The organism is Angustibacter peucedani (assembly GCF_054779595.1).
In genome coordinates this window covers 1-17,241 of record NZ_BAAGXY010000040.1, presented here as the reverse complement: position 1 = coordinate 17,241, position 17,241 = coordinate 1, and the positions used below count along the sequence as shown (strand labels likewise).

At 71.6% G+C, this 17,241-nt stretch carries 20 protein-coding genes and 2 tRNA genes; 6 read left to right on the top strand and 16 right to left on the bottom strand.

Going from position 1 to position 17,241, the window contains the following annotated elements; genetic code table 11:
• Together ACYVJ4_RS09150 and pknB are read left to right on the top strand one after the other, a co-directional pair.
• Positions 1-711 (top strand): PASTA domain-containing protein (locus ACYVJ4_RS09150; protein ID WP_460459815.1); only part of this gene is annotated, 711 nt, incomplete at its 5' end.
• A 25-nt stretch (positions 712-736) separates the two neighbouring features.
• A complete protein-coding gene (gene pknB, locus ACYVJ4_RS09145; RefSeq protein WP_460459814.1) occupies positions 737-2,545 on the top strand; it encodes a Stk1 family PASTA domain-containing Ser/Thr kinase in 1,809 nt (602 codons plus the stop codon).
• Between the two features lie 2 nt (positions 2,546-2,547).
• On the opposite strand, the gene ACYVJ4_RS09140 is transcribed toward pknB, so the two are convergent.
• Genes ACYVJ4_RS09140 through ACYVJ4_RS09125 form a run of 4 tightly spaced genes read right to left on the bottom strand, consistent with a single transcriptional unit; the run spans position 2,548 to position 4,777 of the window.
• Positions 2,548-3,174: an aminodeoxychorismate/anthranilate synthase component II gene (locus ACYVJ4_RS09140; protein WP_460459813.1), complete on the bottom strand. Its 627-nt coding sequence runs from the start codon at positions 3,172-3,174 to the stop codon at positions 2,548-2,550.
• The gene (locus ACYVJ4_RS09135) at positions 3,171-3,329 is read right to left on the bottom strand and encodes a hypothetical protein (protein ID WP_460459812.1); all 159 of its coding nucleotides are present in this window, start codon (positions 3,327-3,329) and stop codon (positions 3,171-3,173) included. Before ACYVJ4_RS09135 ends, ACYVJ4_RS09140 begins: the two co-directional genes overlap by 4 nt.
• Before the next feature lie 10 nt (positions 3,330-3,339).
• A complete protein-coding gene (locus tag ACYVJ4_RS09130; RefSeq protein ID WP_460459811.1) occupies positions 3,340-4,023 on the bottom strand; it encodes a class E sortase in 684 nt (227 codons plus the stop codon).
• A 10-nt stretch (positions 4,024-4,033) separates the two neighbouring features.
• Positions 4,034-4,777, bottom strand: coding sequence for a DUF881 domain-containing protein (locus tag ACYVJ4_RS09125; protein ID WP_460459810.1), 744 nt, complete (start codon positions 4,775-4,777; stop codon positions 4,034-4,036).
• A gap of 40 nt (positions 4,778-4,817) precedes the next feature.
• Here ACYVJ4_RS09125 and crgA point away from each other — a divergent pair, with 40 nt between their 5' ends.
• Positions 4,818-5,066, top strand: coding sequence for a cell division protein CrgA (gene crgA / locus ACYVJ4_RS09120; RefSeq protein ID WP_460459809.1), 249 nt, complete (start codon positions 4,818-4,820; stop codon positions 5,064-5,066).
• Between the two features lie 71 nt (positions 5,067-5,137).
• Here the strand turns inward: crgA and ACYVJ4_RS09115 are convergent, their stop codons facing one another.
• Together ACYVJ4_RS09115 and ACYVJ4_RS09110 are read right to left on the bottom strand one after the other, a co-directional pair.
• Positions 5,138-6,013: a rhomboid family intramembrane serine protease gene (locus ACYVJ4_RS09115; protein ID WP_460459808.1), complete on the bottom strand. Its 876-nt coding sequence runs from the start codon at positions 6,011-6,013 to the stop codon at positions 5,138-5,140.
• Between the two features lie 43 nt (positions 6,014-6,056).
• Positions 6,057-6,575 carry a peptidylprolyl isomerase gene (locus ACYVJ4_RS09110; protein WP_460459807.1) on the bottom strand — a complete coding sequence of 173 codons (519 nt, stop codon included), beginning with the start codon at positions 6,573-6,575 and terminating at the stop codon, positions 6,057-6,059.
• Between the two features lie 146 nt (positions 6,576-6,721).
• Between ACYVJ4_RS09110 and ACYVJ4_RS09105 the strand changes: the two genes are divergently transcribed.
• Positions 6,722-7,525: a hypothetical protein gene (locus ACYVJ4_RS09105; protein WP_460459806.1), complete on the top strand. Its 804-nt coding sequence runs from the start codon at positions 6,722-6,724 to the stop codon at positions 7,523-7,525.
• A gap of 7 nt (positions 7,526-7,532) precedes the next feature.
• Complete coding sequence (locus tag ACYVJ4_RS09100) at positions 7,533-8,297, top strand: DUF429 domain-containing protein (protein ID WP_460459805.1); 765 nt, start codon at positions 7,533-7,535, stop codon at positions 8,295-8,297.
• Here ACYVJ4_RS09100 and ACYVJ4_RS09095 read toward each other — a convergent pair.
• Genes ACYVJ4_RS09095 through ACYVJ4_RS09085 form a run of 3 tightly spaced genes read right to left on the bottom strand, consistent with a single transcriptional unit; the run spans position 8,264 to position 9,506 of the window.
• Entirely contained in the window at positions 8,264-8,761 is a 498-nt protein-coding gene (locus tag ACYVJ4_RS09095) for an META domain-containing protein (protein WP_460459804.1), read from the bottom strand. The two genes, ACYVJ4_RS09100 and ACYVJ4_RS09095, sit on opposite strands and share 34 nt — an antisense overlap.
• Complete coding sequence (locus ACYVJ4_RS09090) at positions 8,758-9,180, bottom strand: NUDIX hydrolase (RefSeq protein ID WP_460459803.1); 423 nt, start codon at positions 9,178-9,180, stop codon at positions 8,758-8,760. Before ACYVJ4_RS09090 ends, ACYVJ4_RS09095 begins: the two co-directional genes overlap by 4 nt.
• A gap of 2 nt (positions 9,181-9,182) precedes the next feature.
• A complete protein-coding gene (locus ACYVJ4_RS09085) occupies positions 9,183-9,506 on the bottom strand; it encodes a putative quinol monooxygenase (protein WP_460459802.1) in 324 nt (107 codons plus the stop codon).
• A gap of 206 nt (positions 9,507-9,712) precedes the next feature.
• Here ACYVJ4_RS09085 and ACYVJ4_RS09080 point away from each other — a divergent pair, with 206 nt between their 5' ends.
• The gene (locus ACYVJ4_RS09080; RefSeq protein WP_460459801.1) at positions 9,713-10,615 is read left to right on the top strand and encodes an HNH endonuclease; all 903 of its coding nucleotides are present in this window, start codon (positions 9,713-9,715) and stop codon (positions 10,613-10,615) included.
• A gap of 52 nt (positions 10,616-10,667) precedes the next feature.
• Here ACYVJ4_RS09080 and ACYVJ4_RS09075 read toward each other — a convergent pair.
• From ACYVJ4_RS09075 to ACYVJ4_RS09045, 7 genes are all read right to left on the bottom strand, one after another.
• Positions 10,668-10,740 (bottom strand) — tRNA-Ala (locus ACYVJ4_RS09075).
• Positions 10,741-10,761: 21 nt separating this feature from the next.
• A complete protein-coding gene (locus ACYVJ4_RS09070; RefSeq protein WP_460459800.1) occupies positions 10,762-10,878 on the bottom strand; it encodes a DLW-39 family protein in 117 nt (38 codons plus the stop codon).
• 33 nt (positions 10,879-10,911) lie between these two features.
• Positions 10,912-10,985 (bottom strand) — tRNA-Ile (locus tag ACYVJ4_RS09065).
• A 72-nt stretch (positions 10,986-11,057) separates the two neighbouring features.
• Entirely contained in the window at positions 11,058-11,549 is a 492-nt protein-coding gene (locus ACYVJ4_RS09060) for a DUF3566 domain-containing protein (RefSeq protein ID WP_460459799.1), read from the bottom strand.
• Entirely contained in the window at positions 11,546-14,212 is a 2,667-nt protein-coding gene (gene gyrA, locus ACYVJ4_RS09055) for a DNA gyrase subunit A (protein WP_460459798.1), read from the bottom strand. The genes ACYVJ4_RS09060 and gyrA overlap by 4 nt, the downstream gene beginning before the upstream one ends.
• A 76-nt stretch (positions 14,213-14,288) precedes the next feature.
• Positions 14,289-16,337 (bottom strand): DNA topoisomerase (ATP-hydrolyzing) subunit B, encoded by a 2,049-nt coding sequence (gyrB, locus tag ACYVJ4_RS09050; protein ID WP_460459816.1) that lies wholly within the window; start codon positions 16,335-16,337, stop codon positions 14,289-14,291.
• A gap of 447 nt (positions 16,338-16,784) precedes the next feature.
• The coding region (locus tag ACYVJ4_RS09045) for a DciA family protein (protein WP_460459797.1) at positions 16,785-17,241 on the bottom strand (457 nt) is incomplete at its 5' end.

Genomic DNA, 17,241 nt, shown 5'->3' with positions numbered 1-17,241 from the left:
GGTGCTCCTGCCGTGGCGGGAGCCGTCGCCGACCCCACCGCCGCGATGCCGGCGGTCGGCGCGGCCACGACCGCCACGCCGCCGGGCGCGGTGCTGCCGCCCGAGCGGCCCAGGAGCCGGCGCGGCGTCTGGATCGGCGTGCTCGCCGTCCTCGTGGTCGCCGCGCTGGTCGCGCTGGCCCTGTCCCAGCTCGGCGGTGACGACACCTCCGGCACCGGCGCCGACCCCACGACGTCGTCGCGGACGTCGTCGAGCTCGCGGACGTCGTCCAGCAGCAGCCCGACCGAGCAGACCTCGAGCCCCAGCGGCATCACGCTCGACCCGGCCGACTACGTGGGCCGCGACGAGAAGGACGTGCGCGACGACCTCAAGGGCCTCGGCCTGAAGACGCAGAGCGACAAGGTCGAGAGCGACGAGCCCAAGGGCCAGGTGCTGTCGCTGTCGCCCACCCAGGACCTCGCCGAGGGCGACACCGTGACGCTGCAGGTGTCCGACGGCAAGAAGCAGCCCGGCGGGAACGGCGGCGGCAACGGCGGCGGCCCGGGCAGCAGCACGCCCACCGCCACCGACCAGCCGACGAGCACCCCGACCGCGACGACCACGGGTGGCGCCGGCAGCGGCGCCGCGGGCACCCCCACGACGACCCCCACGGGCGACGCCGGTGGCAGCACCGGGGCCGCCGGCACGCCCACCTCGGGAGGGCAGGGATGACGACGATCCGGACGAAGGGCCTGACGTGAACGCGACACCCCGCCTGCTCGGCGGACGGTACGAGATCGGCGACCTGCTCGGTCGCGGTGGCATGGCCGAGGTGCACGTCGGCCGCGACACCCGGCTGGGCCGCACCGTGGCCATCAAGATGCTGCGCTCCGACCTCGCGCGCGACCCGTCGTTCCAGGCCCGCTTCCGCCGCGAGGCGCAGTCCGCCGCCGCCCTCAACCACCCGGCCGTCGTCGCGGTCTACGACAGCGGCGAGGACCCCGGCGCGGACGGCGCGGTGCCGGCTCCCTACATCGTCATGGAGTACGTCGAGGGCCGGACGCTGCGCGAGCTCGTCACCGCTGGGCAGCGGCTGGACTGGCACGAGGCCCTGCGCATCACCTCGGGCGTGCTGGCCGCCCTCGCCTACAGCCACCGCGCGGGCATCGTGCACCGCGACATCAAGCCGGCCAACGTCATGGTGACGCCCACCGGCGACGTCAAGGTCATGGACTTCGGCATCGCCCGCGCCATCGCCGACTCCTCGGCCACGATGACCCAGACCCAGGCCGTGATCGGCACGGCGCAGTACCTGTCGCCCGAGCAGGCGCGCGGCGAGACCGTCGACGCCCGCAGCGACCTGTACTCGGCCGGCTGCCTGCTGTTCGAGCTGCTCACCGGCCGGCCGCCGTTCGTCGCCGACTCCCCGGTGGCCGTGGCCTACCAGCACGTGGGCGAGGCGCCGACCGCGCCGAGCACCTACGCGCCCGAGGTCCCCCCGGCGGTCGACGCCGTCGTCCTGCACGCGCTCGAGAAGGACCGCGGCGCGCGGTACCAGACCGCCGACGACTTCCGCGACGACGTCGACAACGCCCTGGCCGGACGACGGATCAGCGGCGCCGCGCTGGGCGCGGGAGCCGGTGCGGCCGCGCTGGGCGCCGGAGCTCTGGCCACGCAGGCCATGGAGCAGGTGCCCCCGGCCGCCCCCACCACGACGCTGCCGCCGGCCGTGCCCGAGGCCGACATGCTGCCCGAGGGCCGCGACCCGGACGACGAGGGCAAGCCCAGGCGCACGGGCCTGTGGGTGCTGCTCGGGCTGGTCGGGGCGGTGCTGGTCGCCCTTGCGGTGCTCGTGCTGCCCGGCCTGCTCAGCGGTCCCGACACCCCGACGGTCACCAAGGTGGCCGTGCCCGACCTCAGCAACAAGACGGTCGAGCAGGCCACGGCGCTGCTGAAGTCCAAGGGGCTGGTCATCGGCACCACCGACCAGAAGGCCGACGACACCGTGCCCGAGGGCCAGGTCGTCAGCCAGGACCCGCCGTCCGGCGAGCAGGTCGACGAGGGCACAGCGGTCGGCGTCACGGTGTCGACCGGGCCCGAGGAGGCCACGGTGCCCGAGCTGGTCGGCAAGACGCAGACCCAGGCCAAGGCCGCGCTGGAGGAGGCCGGCCTGAAGCTCGGCACGGTCACCCAGGTGCAGTCGACCGAGCAGGACAAGGGCCGCGTCGTGTCGAGCAACCCCTCGCCGGGCGACGCGGTGGCCAAGGACACCAAGGTCGACCTCGAGATCGCGAGCGGCAAGGTCGACGTCCCGAACGTCATCGGCCTGCCGGTCTCGGACGCCACCACCAAGCTCACCGACGCCGGGCTCAAGGTCGACGCGACCAAGTACCAGGAGAGCACCCAGCCCGAGGGCACGGTGATCTCGCAGTCCGACCAGGGCAAGACCGTCGACCAGGGCAAGACCATCACGCTGGTCATCGCCAAGGCGCCGGTCACCCCGTCGCCGACCGAGACGCCGACGGAGACGCCGACCGGCACGCCGACCCTCGGCCTGGGCGGGTAGCGCTAGCCGCGCACGAGCGGGGCCATGCCCCGCGAGCGCTCGACCGCGCCCTCGTCGCCGCAGGTGGCGAGCCAGTTCGCCAGCAGCCGGTGCCCGCCCTCGGTGAGCACCGACTCGGGGTGGAACTGCACGCCCTCGAGCGGCAGCTCGCGGTGCCGCACCGCCATGACGATCCCGGTCGCGGTGCGGCCGGTGACCTCGAGGTCGTCGGGCACGGTCTCGGGCTCGATGGTCAACGAGTGGTAGCGCGTGGCGGTGAACGGCGAGCCGAGACCGCTGAGCACGCCCGCGCCCTCGTGCAGCACCTCGCTGGTCTTGCCGTGCAGCAGCTCGGGCGCCCGGCCGACGACCGCGCCGTAGGCGACGCCGAGCGCCTGGTGCCCGAGGCAGACGCCGAGCAGCGGCTGCTCGCGGTCGGCGCAGGCCCGCACCATGTCGACGCAGACGCCGGCGTCCTCGGGCGTGCCGGGACCGGGGGACAGCAGCACGCCGTCGAACCCGGTGCCGTCGTCCGGGCGCACGGCGTCGTTGCGCACGACCTCGCACTCGGCACCGAGCTGGGCCAGGTACCCCACGATCGTGAAGACGAAGCTGTCGTAGTTGTCGACCACCAGGACGCGCGCGCTCACTGGTCCACCGTCCCGCCGTTGAAGGGCACGTAGGGCGCCAGGTGCTGGAAGCCCCAGCCGAAGAGCACGACGACGACCGCCGCCACGAGGACGACGCACACCAGCGCCCGCACGGGCGTCGGCCCGGGCAGGTGCCGCCACAACCAGCCGTACACGCGTCCTCCTCTACCGCAGGACGTCGGGCTTCTTCACGCCCGGTCCCTTGGCCACCCGCTCGTCGAGCTCGCTCCACACCACGTACCGCTGGTGGGCCGAGAACTTCGGGTGGCACGCCGTCATGGTCATCATCCGCCGGGTCGGCTTCTGGCCGGGGTGGCGGGGCACCGGGGCGACGACCTCGGTGTGGTCGGGCGTCACGATCGCGTGGCCGGTGACGCGGTAGACGAACCACGCCCGCGCCGTCTCGACCACCACCGGGTCGCCCACCCGCAGCTCGGCGATCTGGTTGAACGGCTTGGCGTACGTCACGCGGTGACCGGCGACGGCGAAGTTGCCGATCGCCCCCGGGTCCGCGGACGCCGGGTAGTGCCCCACGCCACGGTCGAGGACGTCGAGCTCGACGCCCTGGATGATCGGGCGCACGTAGTCCTTGCCGAAGCGCGGGACCCGGATCAGCGCGAACGCCTCGCCGTCGGTCAGCCTCAGCTTCGGGTCTTCCGCCGCCGGCTGCGAGCCCGTCGGCTGCTGGGCGGTGAAGGTGCGCTCGAGCTGCTGGGTCAACTGGTCCTGCGAGCGGCCGGCGACGACGTCGGTCCACCACAGCTGCCAGGCCAGGAACAGCAGGACGACGACGCCCAGGGTGATCAGGAGCTCCCCGATCCCGCGGAGCCCGGCGCGCAGGGCGTTCACCTCGCGGCCGTCACTTCAGGGCCCGCGCGTGCTGCAGCAGCAAGGAGCCCTCGTACCCGGGGAAGCGCGTGCGGCCGAGCGTCTGCACCGAGTAGCCCAGCCCGACGGCGTCCACGTACTGGCGGTAGATCTGCAGCGCCTCGGAGTCGTCGAGCGCGTGCTGCATCGCCGCGGGGTCGCCGATCGCGGTGATGCGGTAGGGCGGGGAGTAGACGCGGTCCTGCAGGATCAGCACGTTGCCGACGCAGCGGACGGCGCTGGTGGAGATCACGCGCTGGTCCATCAGCATCATGGCCTCGGCGCCGGACGCCCACAGCGCGTTGACGACGGCCTGGACGTCCTGCTGGTGGACGACGAGGTCGTCGGGCTCGAAGCCGTCGGGCATGGAGTCGCCGGTGGGGGCGTCGTCCAGCTCGACCCGGATCGCCCGCCCGACGACCGGCCGGGTGCCGGCGGCCAGGCCCAGCTCGGCCGTGCGCTCGGTGAGGCCGGCCAGCTGCGAGCCGGCGGGGGCGGCCTTGGCGGTGAGGTCCTGCACCTGGCGGCGCAGGCTGGCGACGTCGGCCTCCTGCACCTCGGCGCGGTGCTGCTGCTCGCGGATCAGGTCGGCGGTGTCGGTGCGGCCCTCCGAGCGCAGGTCGGTGCCGCGCGCGGTCTGGGCGCTCGTGGTGGCCAGCAGCCCGGCCAGCGCGAACACCACCGGGGCGGCGACACCCCAGCGCGTGAGGCGCAGGTGGCGCAGCCGGGTCAGCACGCCCACTACGCTAGACGACCACCCCACCTGAGGAGTCACCGTGCCCGAATCCAGGGCCCGCAAGAAGGCCGACTACACGCCTCCGCCGCGCAAGTCGGCGGCCAAGAAGCAGAGCCCGCCGTGGTACGCGCCGGTCATGGTCGGCCTGCTCGTGCTCGGCCTGGCCTACATCGTGGTCTTCTACGTGACCCAGAGCGACTGGCCGATCGGAGCCCTGGGCGCCTACAACGTGATCATCGGCTTCGGCATCATCATGGCCGGCTTCATCATGGCCACCCGCTGGCGCTGAGCCTTCTTACACGGGTGTCATTCCGTCCCCAGGGTGGGGACAACCCTGTGGACGAACGCCGTCGTCGCAGGTCAGAAGAGGGGGACGGCGGTCGACAGCTTCCACACCGCCACCAGCACGAGCACCGCGACGACGGCCAGCGTGCCCGCGACCTGCACCAGGGTGCGGCGGGTCTTCACCGGTGCGGCGAGGGCGGCCGCCATGGCCGCGCCGCTGAGCAGACCACCCAGGTGCGCCTGCCACGCGACGTTCGCGATGACGAAGCCCAGCACGAAGTTGATGCCGATCATCACGTACAGGCCCTGCAGGTCCTGACCGAGCCGGCGCTGCACGACGACGAGCGCGCCGAACAGGCCGAACACCGCGCCCGAGGCGCCGACGACGGCGCCGTACCAGGAGCTCGGCACCTGCGGGTCGGCGAGCGCCAGGTACCCGACCGAGCCGCCGAAGGCGCTGACCAGGTAGAGCGCGAGGTAGCGCACGGCGCCGAGCCGCTCCTCGAGGTACGGCCCCACCTGGTAGAGCACCAGCATGTTGAAGGCGATGTGCGGGATGAAGCTGGTCGAGTGCAGGAAGGCGGCCGTGAGGAACCGCCACGGCTCGGCCTCGGCCACGTCCGGCGCGAAGGCGAACCGCGAGGTGATGTCGAGGCCGGGCACCAGCTGCAGCAGGAAGACCGCGACGCAGGCGCCGATCAGCGCGTAGGTGACGACCGGGCGACCGGTGCCCACGCGGCCGCCGAAGACGGTGCGACCGGTGCGCATCGTCTTCGCCTGCTCGCGCACGCAGTCGACGCACTGGACGCCGACCGCGGCCGGGCGCTGGCACTCGGGGCAGACCGGTCGCCCGCAGCGCTGGCAGCGCACGTAGGCCACCCGGTCGGGGTGGCGCGGGCAGACGGGCTCGGCCGCAGGGCCCGCCGGGGGCGGGGTGCTCGGGGTGCTCACCGGCGGGCTTCCTGCGGCTCGTCAGGCTCGGGGTGGGGTCGGCTCAGCTGATGGTGACGCGCTCGATGACGACCGGGTCGACCGGCGCGTCGCCGGGACCGGTCGGCACGGCGACGATGGCGTCGACGACGTCGCGGCTGGGCTGGTCGGCCACCTCGCCGAAGATCGTGTGCTTGCCCTGCAGCCACCCGGTCGGCTCGACCGTGATGAAGAACTGCGAGCCGTTCGTGCCCTTGCCGCCGACCTTGCCGGCGTTGGCCATGGCGAGCAGGTAGGGCTTGTCGAAGGCGAGGTCGGGGTGGATCTCGTCGTCGAAGGTGTAGCCGGGGCCGCCGCGGCCGTCGCCGCGCGGGCAGCCGCCCTGGATCATGAAACCGGGGATGATCCGGTGGAAGGTGAGGCCGTCGTAGAACGGCTCGGTGCGGGCGGCGCCGGAGTCGGCGTCCTTCCACTCCTTCGACCCGTCGGCGAGGCCGGTGAAGTTCTTCACGGTCTGCGGCGCGTGGTCGGGGAAGAGCGTGACGACGATGTCGCCCTTGTTCGTGTGCAGCGTGGCGTCCATGGCGTCATCCTCGCACGGTCGCGGACGACGTCCGGCGGGCTACCCCTCGGTAGGCACGATGGCGAAGATCAGGGCAGGATGGAGGCAGGTAGGCAGGGCTGTGCCCGTGGCGCGGCCCGAGACGACCCGATCCTCAGGGAGGGCACGTGTTCAGGAAGAGCCGGACCGACCAGGCCAAGGCCCAGGTGCAGGACGCGCGAGCTTCCGTGCAGGACGCCGCCAGCACGGCAGGCCATCACCTGCGCGAGAGCGTCGCTCCCGCCGTCGCCGCGAAGGCGCACGACGCGCGCGAGTGGGCGACGCCCAAGGTCGAGCGCGGGCTCGAGGCCGCGGCCCCCAAGGTCGAGGCCGCCGTCGACAAGATCAGCCCGGCGGTCGACGCGGCGCGCGACAAGCTGGTCGACGACCTGCTGCCGCGCCTGGTCGACGCGGTCAACGCGGCGGCAGCGGCTGGTGCGGGTGCGGCTGCGGCCGGGGCCGACCGCGCGCAGGACGCGGGGGAGACCGCCAAGAAGCGCGGCAAGGGTGCGGCCGCGGTGCTGAAGGGCGACGCCGTCGCGAAGAAGCCGCGCCGCAAGCGCAAGTTCCTGCTGTTCACGGCGTTCGCCGCCGCGGTCGGCGCGGGCATCGCGGTCTTCAAGAACCGTGCGCCGCAGGACGACCCCTGGGCCGTCCCCGCGGGCAGCTACCCGACGACGTCCAGCTTCTCGAGCGGCGGCGCGACGACGTCGCCCGCGGCGGACGCGGCGCTCGACAGCGGCGCGGCCGGTGCCGCGCTCGACGAGGGCTCCGAGGCCGAGGTGCCCGGGCTGACCGCCGACTCCGCGGCTGCGGCCGAGGCGATCTCGGACGCCGCGGACGCACCCAAGGGTGGCAAGAGCTCGAGCAAGAAGCAGGGCGACCCGCTGACCGACCCGATCGACGAGGTCGAGAACGCCGACAAGTCCTGACCCCGCGGTGACCGAGCCCCGCACGCCCTGGTGGTGTGCGGGGCTCGATCTTGCCTGGGGCACGCGGGCGCGCACCGGCTGCGCCGTGGTGTCGTCGTCCGGTGCGCTGATCGACTCGTGCGCGGTGCGCTCGGACGACGAGATCGCGGCGTTCCTCGGGCCCTACCTCGGGGATCTGCTGTCGGTCGGGGTGGACGCGCCGCTGGTGGTGGCCAACGCGACGGGCTCGCGGGCGGCCGAGCGGTTGCTGGGGGCCGACTACCGGCGGTTCGGCGCGGGGGCGTACCCGTCGAACCGGGGGATCGCGCACCTGGACCCGCCGCGGGGCGGGGAGCTCGCGCGTCGGTTCGGGTGGGACGTCGACCCGCTGGTGCGGCCGGCGCCCGGCCGGCCGACCGCGATCGAGGTGTACCCGCACCCGGCGACGGTGGCGCTTTTCGGGCTGCCGGTGACGTTGAAGTACAAGGCGAAGCGCGGCCGGTCGGTGACCTACCGACAGGAGCAGTTCGAGCTCTTGTGCTCGGGCCTGGAGACGGTGGGCCCTCTGCTCCTGCAGGCCAGTGCGCGCTGGGCGGAGCTGCGCGAGGCGGTGCGTTCGGCGACGCGCCAGGTCGACCTCGAGCGGGTCGAGGACGAGATCGACGCCGTGCTGTGCGCGCACCTGGCCTGGCTCTGGGTCGTCGCGCCGGAGTCGTTGCGGCTGTACGGAGATCCGGTGGCCGGCTACGCGGCGACCGGCTACATCGTGGCGCCGCCCCCGCCGTCCGGCTGACTGGTCAGGCCGAGCCAGTGGTCGCCCCAGAGCAGAGAGAGGTAGGGACCGCTCAGCTCGAGCCGCGGGCCGGCCAGCAGCATCTCGCCGACCCACTTCTCCTGCGCGGTCCGCGGTGCGTCGCAGCCCATCTCGGTGCCCCCGAGGCCCTCGACCTCCAGCGTGCTGTCGGTGACGTGGGCGGTGCCGGTGAGCTGGTTGCACCCCGTCTCGACCCGCAGCTGCTCGCCGTCGAAGGTCAGCCGGACGACGGTGCCGGGCACGACCGGGGCTGGCGCGCGGACGTCGTTGACCGACGTCCAGGAGCCGGCCAGCTGCTTCGTGCTGGTCACCGGGACCGAGCCGTTGGCGTTGTCGGCTGCCTTCTCGGCGGCGACCTGCCAGACGACGAGCAGGGCGGCGGCCACGGCGAGCACGCCGAGGACGCTCCCCACCACCATCGCGCTCGGACGCCACCTGGTCATGCCGGTGGGACGCCGTCCTGCGCGGCTCGGTTCCCCGGCAGCCGGCCCTGCTCGACCAGCCAGGCCATGAGCAACCGCTCGGTCCCGGTGACGCGAGAGCCGTCGTCCGGGCCGACCCACGCCAGCTCGACCACCTCGGCGGACGGCGTCGGGGCGCCGTCCACCTCGGCCCCGAAGCAGACCATGCGCAGCGGCTCGTCGGACTCGTGCCGGTGGGACTCGATCGTCACGAGGTGCCGGGCTGTCGCCGGCCGGACGTCGACCGCGAGCTCCTCGCGCAGCTCGCGCACCAGGGTGTCGAGCTGCGTCTCGCCGTCCTCGCGGCGCCCGCCAGGCAGGTAGAACAGGTCGCGGCCCTCGTTGCGACCGACCAGCATCCGCCCGACGCGGACGCAGACCCAGCCGACCTTCTCGAACACCGCTAGCCGACGCGCATCTCGCCGAGCTCGGACCAGTCCTGACCGTCGACGGTGACGTTGACGATCTTCGGCGTGGCCGTGAGGTACTGCGGCAGCTCGGACGCCGCCGCCGCGAAGTGCTCGGACCGGACGTGCTCGCCTCCGGCGTCGTCGTCCCGGAACGCCTCGACCAGGACGTACTCCGTCGGGTCGTCGAGGCTGCGCGACCAGTTGAACCACAGGCACCCGTCCTCGGCGCGGGTCGCCTCGGTGAACGCCCGGGAGAGGTCGGGCCAGGCGTCGGCGTGCTCGGGCTTCACGGGGAACTTGGCGGTGATGAAGATCATCAGAGGTCGTCCTCCCATCAGTTGGGTCGACCCAAGTCTGATGCAACCGAGATGTCTTGGCAGTGAGCGTGTTAGTGCGGTGCCTGACGGCCGAGGCCATCGTTTGCATCTCGGAACCCCCCGTGGATAGCCGCAGTGGCGGCGACCTCGCAGGCCGAATCGAGTAAGCCGCCCATCACTCGTCCACCACGATCTAAGCTCGCGGGGTGGATCAGGGTTCATCTGTCGCCGAGGAATTCGTACGACGCGAAATCATCGCGGCAGCCTTGAGCCGGCGAGCCGATTTCACGGGCGGCTACGTCAGTCACGAAGAGCTTGCTCGGTTCCTTCTGCCTGACGGAACCCAGGTCCGACTAGTCGATCCCGGACGGGGTGGCATTTGGAATCCTCATGACTTCCTCGCCACTCTGACGATTGTGACGTCACCTGACGGCCCCTACCCGGATCGCGAGATCGACGGCGGCCTCCTGCAGTACAGCTACCAACGGGGGCCAGAGGGCGGTAAGAATCTTAAGTTGCGTCGTGCCATGGAGCTTCGACTGCCTGTTATCCGGCTCAACAAGATCACTACGAACGTCTACAACCCGATCTACCCGGTTTTCGTCGTCGGCGACAACCCCATTGCACGAGAGTTCACGATGACCGTGGACGACGTGCTGCGCGCGGTGCCGACTGGTGAGCAGTTGAGCCTGATCGAAAAGGCGTACGCGACGCGCGTTGTTCAGCAGCGGGTGCATCAGCCCGCCTTCCGCGCGCGCGTGATGTTCGCGTACCTGACCCGCTGTGCAGTGTGCTCATTACGGCATGCCGAGTTGCTGGACGCTGCACACATCGTCGAGGACGCCGAGTCCGGCGGTGACCCGGTGGTGACGAATGGACTGAGCCTTTGCAAGATCCATCACGCTGCTTATGACCGCCAACTGCTGGGCATCACACCTGATTACGAAGTTCGGATCAATACAGAACTCTTGAACGAGGTGGACGGCCCAATGCTGCGGCACGGCCTCCAAGACATGCATGGCGTGTCCATCAGCGTTCCTGCGCGTCGCGAGGATCAACCTGACCGTGATCGGCTAGGGCTGCGGTACGACCGGTTCTTGGCCGGATAGCTCCAAGGACTGAGGCGCTCAGGCGGACCACGGCCACAGTCGAGGATCGGGGTGGAGCCAAGGGGACTCGAACCCCTAACCCCCTGCTTGCAAAGCAGGTGCGCTACCAATTGCGCCATGGCCCCGGGTTCGTGAGCCCGAAGGACTCAGACCGAGTCGGTCGCCTCGGCCCAGAGGTTCTGCTCGGCCTTGTCGGCCTCGACCTTGCGCCAGACGGCGAAGGCGCCGACGCCCGCGGCCGCGAGGACCAGCAGCTTCTTCATCCGGACCTCCAGCGTCGAACGACCGTGCAGACGTGGGCCTAACTGGACTCGAACCAGTGACCTCTTCCTTATCAGGGAAGCGCTCTAACCGACTGAGCTATAGGCCCCAGCGACGCACCGAACCGAGCACACCGCGCCGCACGAGGGTACCCCAGCGGGCACCCCGCTCCCAAACCGGATCAGTCGTCGGTGAGGGTCATCTGCACGCCGCCGACGAGCTGCGAGCAGACGTTGTAGAGGAACGCCGCCAGCGTCGCGAGCGCCGTCAGCAGGAAGACGTCGATCACGCCGATCACGGTGGCCAGCGAGATGACCCGGCCGAACCCGATGTAGTCCATCAGGTTGAACTGCGTCCCGGACGAGTTGCCCAGCACCGTGCCCACGGTGCGGTCGACGTCCGTGAAGACGCCCATGGTGTCGAGGATCGTCCACAGCACGGCCACGAGCACCACGAACGCGATGCCGATCGCGACCGACAGCAAGAACCCGAGTTTCATGACCGACCACGGGTCGACCTTCGCCAGGGTCAGCCGCACCTTGCGCGGGCCGCCGCGCGCGACCGGGCGCGCGCCGGTGGCCGGCCGGGGCGCCGCCTGGGCCGGGGCCGCGGTCTGGTCGGCGACCGCGAACGGTCGCGCACCCCCGCCGTACGCCTGGTCCGGTGTGCTCACTGCTCGCCTCCCGCGGCGCCGTCGGCGTCGTCGTCGGCAGCGGGTGCTGCCTCAGCGTCCGACGGTACGCCATCACCCGTGCTCGGAGCACCTTCCGCGCCCTCATCGGCAGCCACGACGACGTCGTCGCCGGCCTCGGCGACCGCCTCGTCGGCAGCCTCCTCGACCTCCCGCTCGACGCTGCGCGCGATGCCGATGATCGAGTCGCCGTTGTCGGGCGTCGCGAACCGCACGCCCTGGGTGTCGCGGCCGGTGAGCCGGACCTCCTCGACGCGCGAGCGCACGATCTTGCCCTTCTCCATGACGACGAGCACCTCGTCCTCGTCGCCCACGAGCAGCGCGCCGACCAGGACGCCGCCCTTGTCGGAGATCTTGGCGACCTTGATGCCCAGACCGCCGCGGCCCTGGACGCGGTACTGCTCGACCGGCGTCCGCTTGGCCAGGCCGTTCTCGAACACCACGAAGACCTGCGGGGTCTCGTCGGCGTGGACGACGTCCATCGCCAGCAGGTGGTCGCCGCCGCGGAACTTCATGCCCGTCACGCCGGACGTCGCGCGGCCCATCGGGCGCAGCGCCTCGTCGGTGGCGGTGAAGCGCACCGACTGGCCCTGGCGCGACACCAGCAGCAGGTCGTCCTCGGCCGACACGAGCCGGGCCGAGACGAGCTCGTCGCCCACGGCCGACCCCTCGCCGTCCACGCCGTTCTCGCGCAGGTTGATCGCGATGAGACCGCCGCTGCGGTTGGAGTCGTAGTCGGTCAGGCGCGTCTTCTTCACCAGTCCCGACTTGGTGGCGAGCACCAGGTAGGGCTCCTGCTCGTAGTCGCGCAGGTCGAGCACCTGGGCGATCTGCTCGCCGGGCTGGAACGCCAGCAGGTTCGCGACGTGCTGGCCCTTGGCGTCGCGCGAGCCCTCGGGCAGCTCGTACGCCTTGGCCCGGTAGACCCGGCCGAGGTTGGTGAAGAACAGCAGCCAGTGGTGCGTCGTCGTGGTGAAGAAGTGCTCGACCAGGTCGTCGCCGCGCAGCTGCGCCCCGCGGACGCCCTTGCCGCCGCGCCGCTGCGAGCGGTACTGGTCGACCCGGGTGCGCTTGGCGTAGCCGCCACGCGTGATCGTGACGACCACGTCCTCCTCGGCGATCAGGTCCTCCATCGACATGTCGCCGTCGAACGGGATGATCTTGGTGCGGCGCTCGTCGCCGTACTTCTCGACGATGCCGGCGAGCTCCTCGCCGACGATCTCGCGCTGGCGCTCAGGCGAGGCGAGGATCGCGTTGTACTCGGCGATCAGCGCCTGCAGCTCCTCGAAGCGGTCGATCAGCTTCTGCCGCTCGAGGGCGGCGAGGCGGCGCAGCTGCATGTCGAGGATCGCGCGGGCCTGCAGCTCGTCGATGTCGAGCAGCTGCATCAGCCCGTCGCGCGCCACCTCGACCGTGGCCGAGGCGCGGATCAGGGCGATGACCTCGTCGAGCGCGTCGAGAGCCTTGAGCAGGCCGCGCAGGATGTGCGCCTCCTCCTCGGCCTTGCGCAGCCGGTAGCGCGTGCGCCGCTGGATGACCTCGATCTGGTGGTCGACCCAGTGCCGCACGAACCCGTCGAGCGGAAGGGTGCGCGGCACGCCGTCGACCAGCGCGAGCATGTTGGCGCTGAAGTTGTCCTGCAGCTGGGTGTGCTTGTAGAGGTTGTTGAGCACGACCTTCGCGACCGCATCGCGCCGCAGCACGATGACCAGCCGCTGACCGGTGCGGGACGACGACTCGTCGCGCACGTCGGCGATGCCGGCGATCTTGCCGTCCTTCACCAGCTCGGCGATCTTCAGCGCGAGGTTGTCGGGGTTGACCTGGTACGGCAGGTCGGTGATCACCAGGCAGGTGCGGTTCTGGATCTCCTCGACCTCGACGATGGCGCGCATCGTGATCGAGCCGCGGCCGGTGCGGTACGCGTCCTCGATGCCGCGCTTGCCCATGACCAGCGCGCCGGTCGGGAAGTCCGGGCCCTGCACGCGCGACATCAGCTCGGCCAGGAGCGTCTCGCGGTCGGCGTCCGGGTTCTCGAGGAACCACTGGACGCCGGACGCGACCTCGCGCAGGTTGTGCGGCGGGATGTTCGTCGCCATGCCGACCGCGATGCCGTTGCTGCCGTTGACCAGCAGGTTCGGGAACCGCGACGGCAGGATCACCGGCTCCTGCGTCTTGCCGTCGTAGTTCGGCGCGAAGTCGACGGTCTCCTCGTCGATGTCGCGCACCATCTCCATGGCCAGCGGCGCCATCCGGCACTCGGTGTAGCGCATGGCGGCGGCGGGGTCGTTGCCCGGCGAGCCGAAGTTGCCCTGGCCGTCGACCAGCGGGTAGCGCATCGACCACTGCTGGGCCAGGCGCACGAGGGTGTCGTAGATCGAGGTGTCGCCGTGCGGGTGGTACTGACCCATCACGTCGCCGACGACGCGGCTGCACTTGTTGTAGCCGCGGTCGGGGCGGTAGCCGCCGTCGTACATCGCGTAGAGCACGCGCCGGTGCACCGGCTTGAGGCCGTCGCGCACGTCGGGCAGCGCGCGGCTCACGATGACGCTCATCGCGTAGTCGAGGTACGACCGCTGCATCTCGACCCGCAGGTCGACCTCGTGCCGCGGGTCGTCGACCGGGGTGCTGGGGGGCTGCTCGCTCACGGGTGTCCTTCGTCAGCTGGTGGTTCGTCGGGACGTCGGGTGCGCCCGCGCGCACGTCGCGCGCGGGCGGCGGGCGTCAGATGTCGAGGAAGCGGACGTCCTTGGCGTTGCGCTGGATGAACGCGCGGCGCGGCTCGACGTCCTCGCCCATGAGCTCGGCGAAGATCTGCTCGGCCTCGAGCGCGTTCTCCATCGTGACCTGCAGCAGCACACGGTGCTCGGGGTCCATCGTGGTCTCCCACAGCTCGTGCGCGTTCATCTCGCCGAGACCCTTGTAGCGCTGCACGCCGTTGTCCTTGGGCAGCTTGCGCCCGGCCTCGAGCCCGGCCTTGATCACGGCGTCGCGCTCGCGGTCGGAGTACACGAAGTCGTGCGCGCCCTGGCTCCACTTCAGCCGGTACAGCGGCGGCTGCGCCAGGTAGACGTACCCGCCGTCGATCAGCGGGCGCATGAACCGGAAGAGCAGCGTCAGCAGCAGCGTGCGGATGTGCTGGCCGTCGACGTCGGCGTCGGCCATCAGCACGATCTTGTGGTACCGCAGCTTGGCCTCGTCGAAGTCGTCGCCGATGCCGGCGCCGAACGCCGAGATCAGCGCCTGCACCTCGGTGTTGGCCATCACCCGGTCGATGCGGGCCTTCTCGACGTTGAGGATCTTGCCCCGGATCGGCAGGATCGCCTGCGTCATCGGGTCGCGGCCGCCCTTGGCCGAGCCGCCGGCGCTGTCGCCCTCGACGATGAAGATCTCGCACCGGGTCGGGTCGTTGAGCTGGCAGTCGCTGAGCTTGCCCGGCAGGGACGACGACTCCAGCAGGCCCTTGCGGCGGGTGGCGTCGCGCGCCTTGCGGGCCGCCACGCGGGCGGCCGCCGCCTGCACGGACTTGCGGACGATCTCGCGCGCCTCGGCCGGGTTGCGCTCGAGCCAGTCGCCGAGCTGGTCGGTGACGATGCGCTGCACGAAGCCCTTGGCCTCGGTGTTGCCGAGCTTGGTCTTGGTCTGGCCCTCGAACTGCGGCTCGCCCAGCTTGATCGAGACGACCGCCGTCAGGCCCTCGCGGATGTCCTCGCCCGAGAGGTTGTCGTCCTTGTCCTTCAGGTGGCCCTTCTCGCGGGCGTACCGGTTGATCAGCGAGGTGAGCGCCGCGCGGAAGCCCTCCTCGTGGGTGCCGCCCTCGTGGGTGTTGATCGTGTTGGCGTACGTGTGGACGCTGTCGGAGTACGCCGACGTCCACTGCATCGCGATCTCGACCGAGAGCAGGCGCTCGGGGTCCTCGGACTCGAAGTCGATGACGTCGGGGTGCACGACCTCGGCCCGCTTGCTGGCGTTCAGGCTCTTGACGTAGTCGACCAGGCCGCCGTCGTAGCGGTACTCGACGTGGCGGGCCGACGCCGGCTCGTGCTGCGTGCCGTCGTCCAGCGCGTCGACGGCCTCCTCCTCGTGGCCCGGCCGCTCGTCGGTGAGCGTGATCGTCAGGCCCTTGTTGAGGAACGCCATGGTCTGGAACCGGGCGCGCAGCGTCTCGAAGTCGAACTCGACGGTCTCGAAGATGTCGGCGTTCGGCCAGAACGTCACCGTGGTGCCGGTGCGGTCGGTGGCCTCGCCCTTCTCGAGCGGCGCCTGCGGGACGCCGTCGAGGTAGCTCTGCCGGAAGACGTGGCCGCGCTGGGCCACCTCGACGTCGAGGTGGGTCGACAGGGCGTTGACCACGGAGATGCCGACGCCGTGCAGACCGCCGGACACCGCGTACCCGCCGCCGCCGAACTTGCCGCCGGCGTGCAGCACGGTCAGCACGACCTCGACCGCGGGGCGGTTCTCGCCCGGCATCAGGTCGGTGGGGATGCCGCGGCCGTCGTCGACGACCTTCACGCTGCCGTCGGGCTGGATCGTGACGTCGATGCGGGTGGCGTGACCCGCCAGCGCCTCGTCGACCGAGTTGTCGACGACCTCGGTGACCAGGTGGTGCAGACCGCGCGGGCCGGTGGACCCGATGTACATGCCCGGGCGCTTGCGCACGGCCTCGAGGCCCTCGAGCACCGTGATCGCGCTCGCGTCGTACTCGCCGCTCGACTCGGCCAGGCTCGGGGCCTCGCGCTCGGTGTCGAGGGGGACGAGGTCGTCGCGGTCGATCGTGGTCGACGCCTCGGACGAGGCCGGGGCGTCGGTGTTCTGGGCGTTCTGGGCGTTCTCAGGCGTGGACTCCGGCACGAGGGCAGGGCTCCTTGAGGTCGACCGAACCCGGTGGGCAGGGCGCACCCGGGTCAGGGTGTCTGGATCACGGCCAGTCTACCGGTTCGGGCGCGCTGACGTGGCAGCGCACCGCCGTCCTGCGCCGCCCTGGTGGCCTCTGTCGCGCAGCGGCACGGGGTGGGCTGACTCCCCCCATGCCAGACGGGCCCTCGGAGGCGCCTACCGGCCTTCGCGGGCTCCGGCGCCAGCCGGTCGAGACGCCGTCGTCCACCGTTCGTCCACAGGGTGTGGACACCCGATGTGGACCATATCGGTGCACAACGGACGTCCACCGGGTTTGTCCACAGGCTGAGGACCGTCATGACCTCGTGAGCGGGTCTCCGGCGCTCAGCCGTAGGTGTCGCGCGGCCCCCGGCCGCGCACCGCGCGCGACCCCTTGCGCCAGGTCGGAGCGGCCGGGCCCTTGACCTGCAGCTGCTCGACGACGCCCTCGCCGAGCTCCTCGGCCAGCCGGCGCAGCACGGTGGGGACGAGCAGCCGCACCTGGGTGGCCCACGCCGTCGAGTCCGCCCGGACGACGAGCACGCCGTCGGTGAACTGCTCGGGCTCGCAATGCTCGGCCACGTGCTCGCCGACCACCCTCGCCCACCGGCCCATGACCCCGCCGACCGCGACGTCGACGTCCCAGCCGCGGTCGTGCACGAGCCGCTGCATGCCGGCGCCGAACAGCTGCGGGTCGCGGTCGTCGGCCCAGGCCCCGCTGGACCGGGCCTCGCCCGCCACCCGGCGCCGGGCCGCCCGTCCCGGCATGCCCGGCCGCAGCCCGCGGGCCGCCGCACCCGCC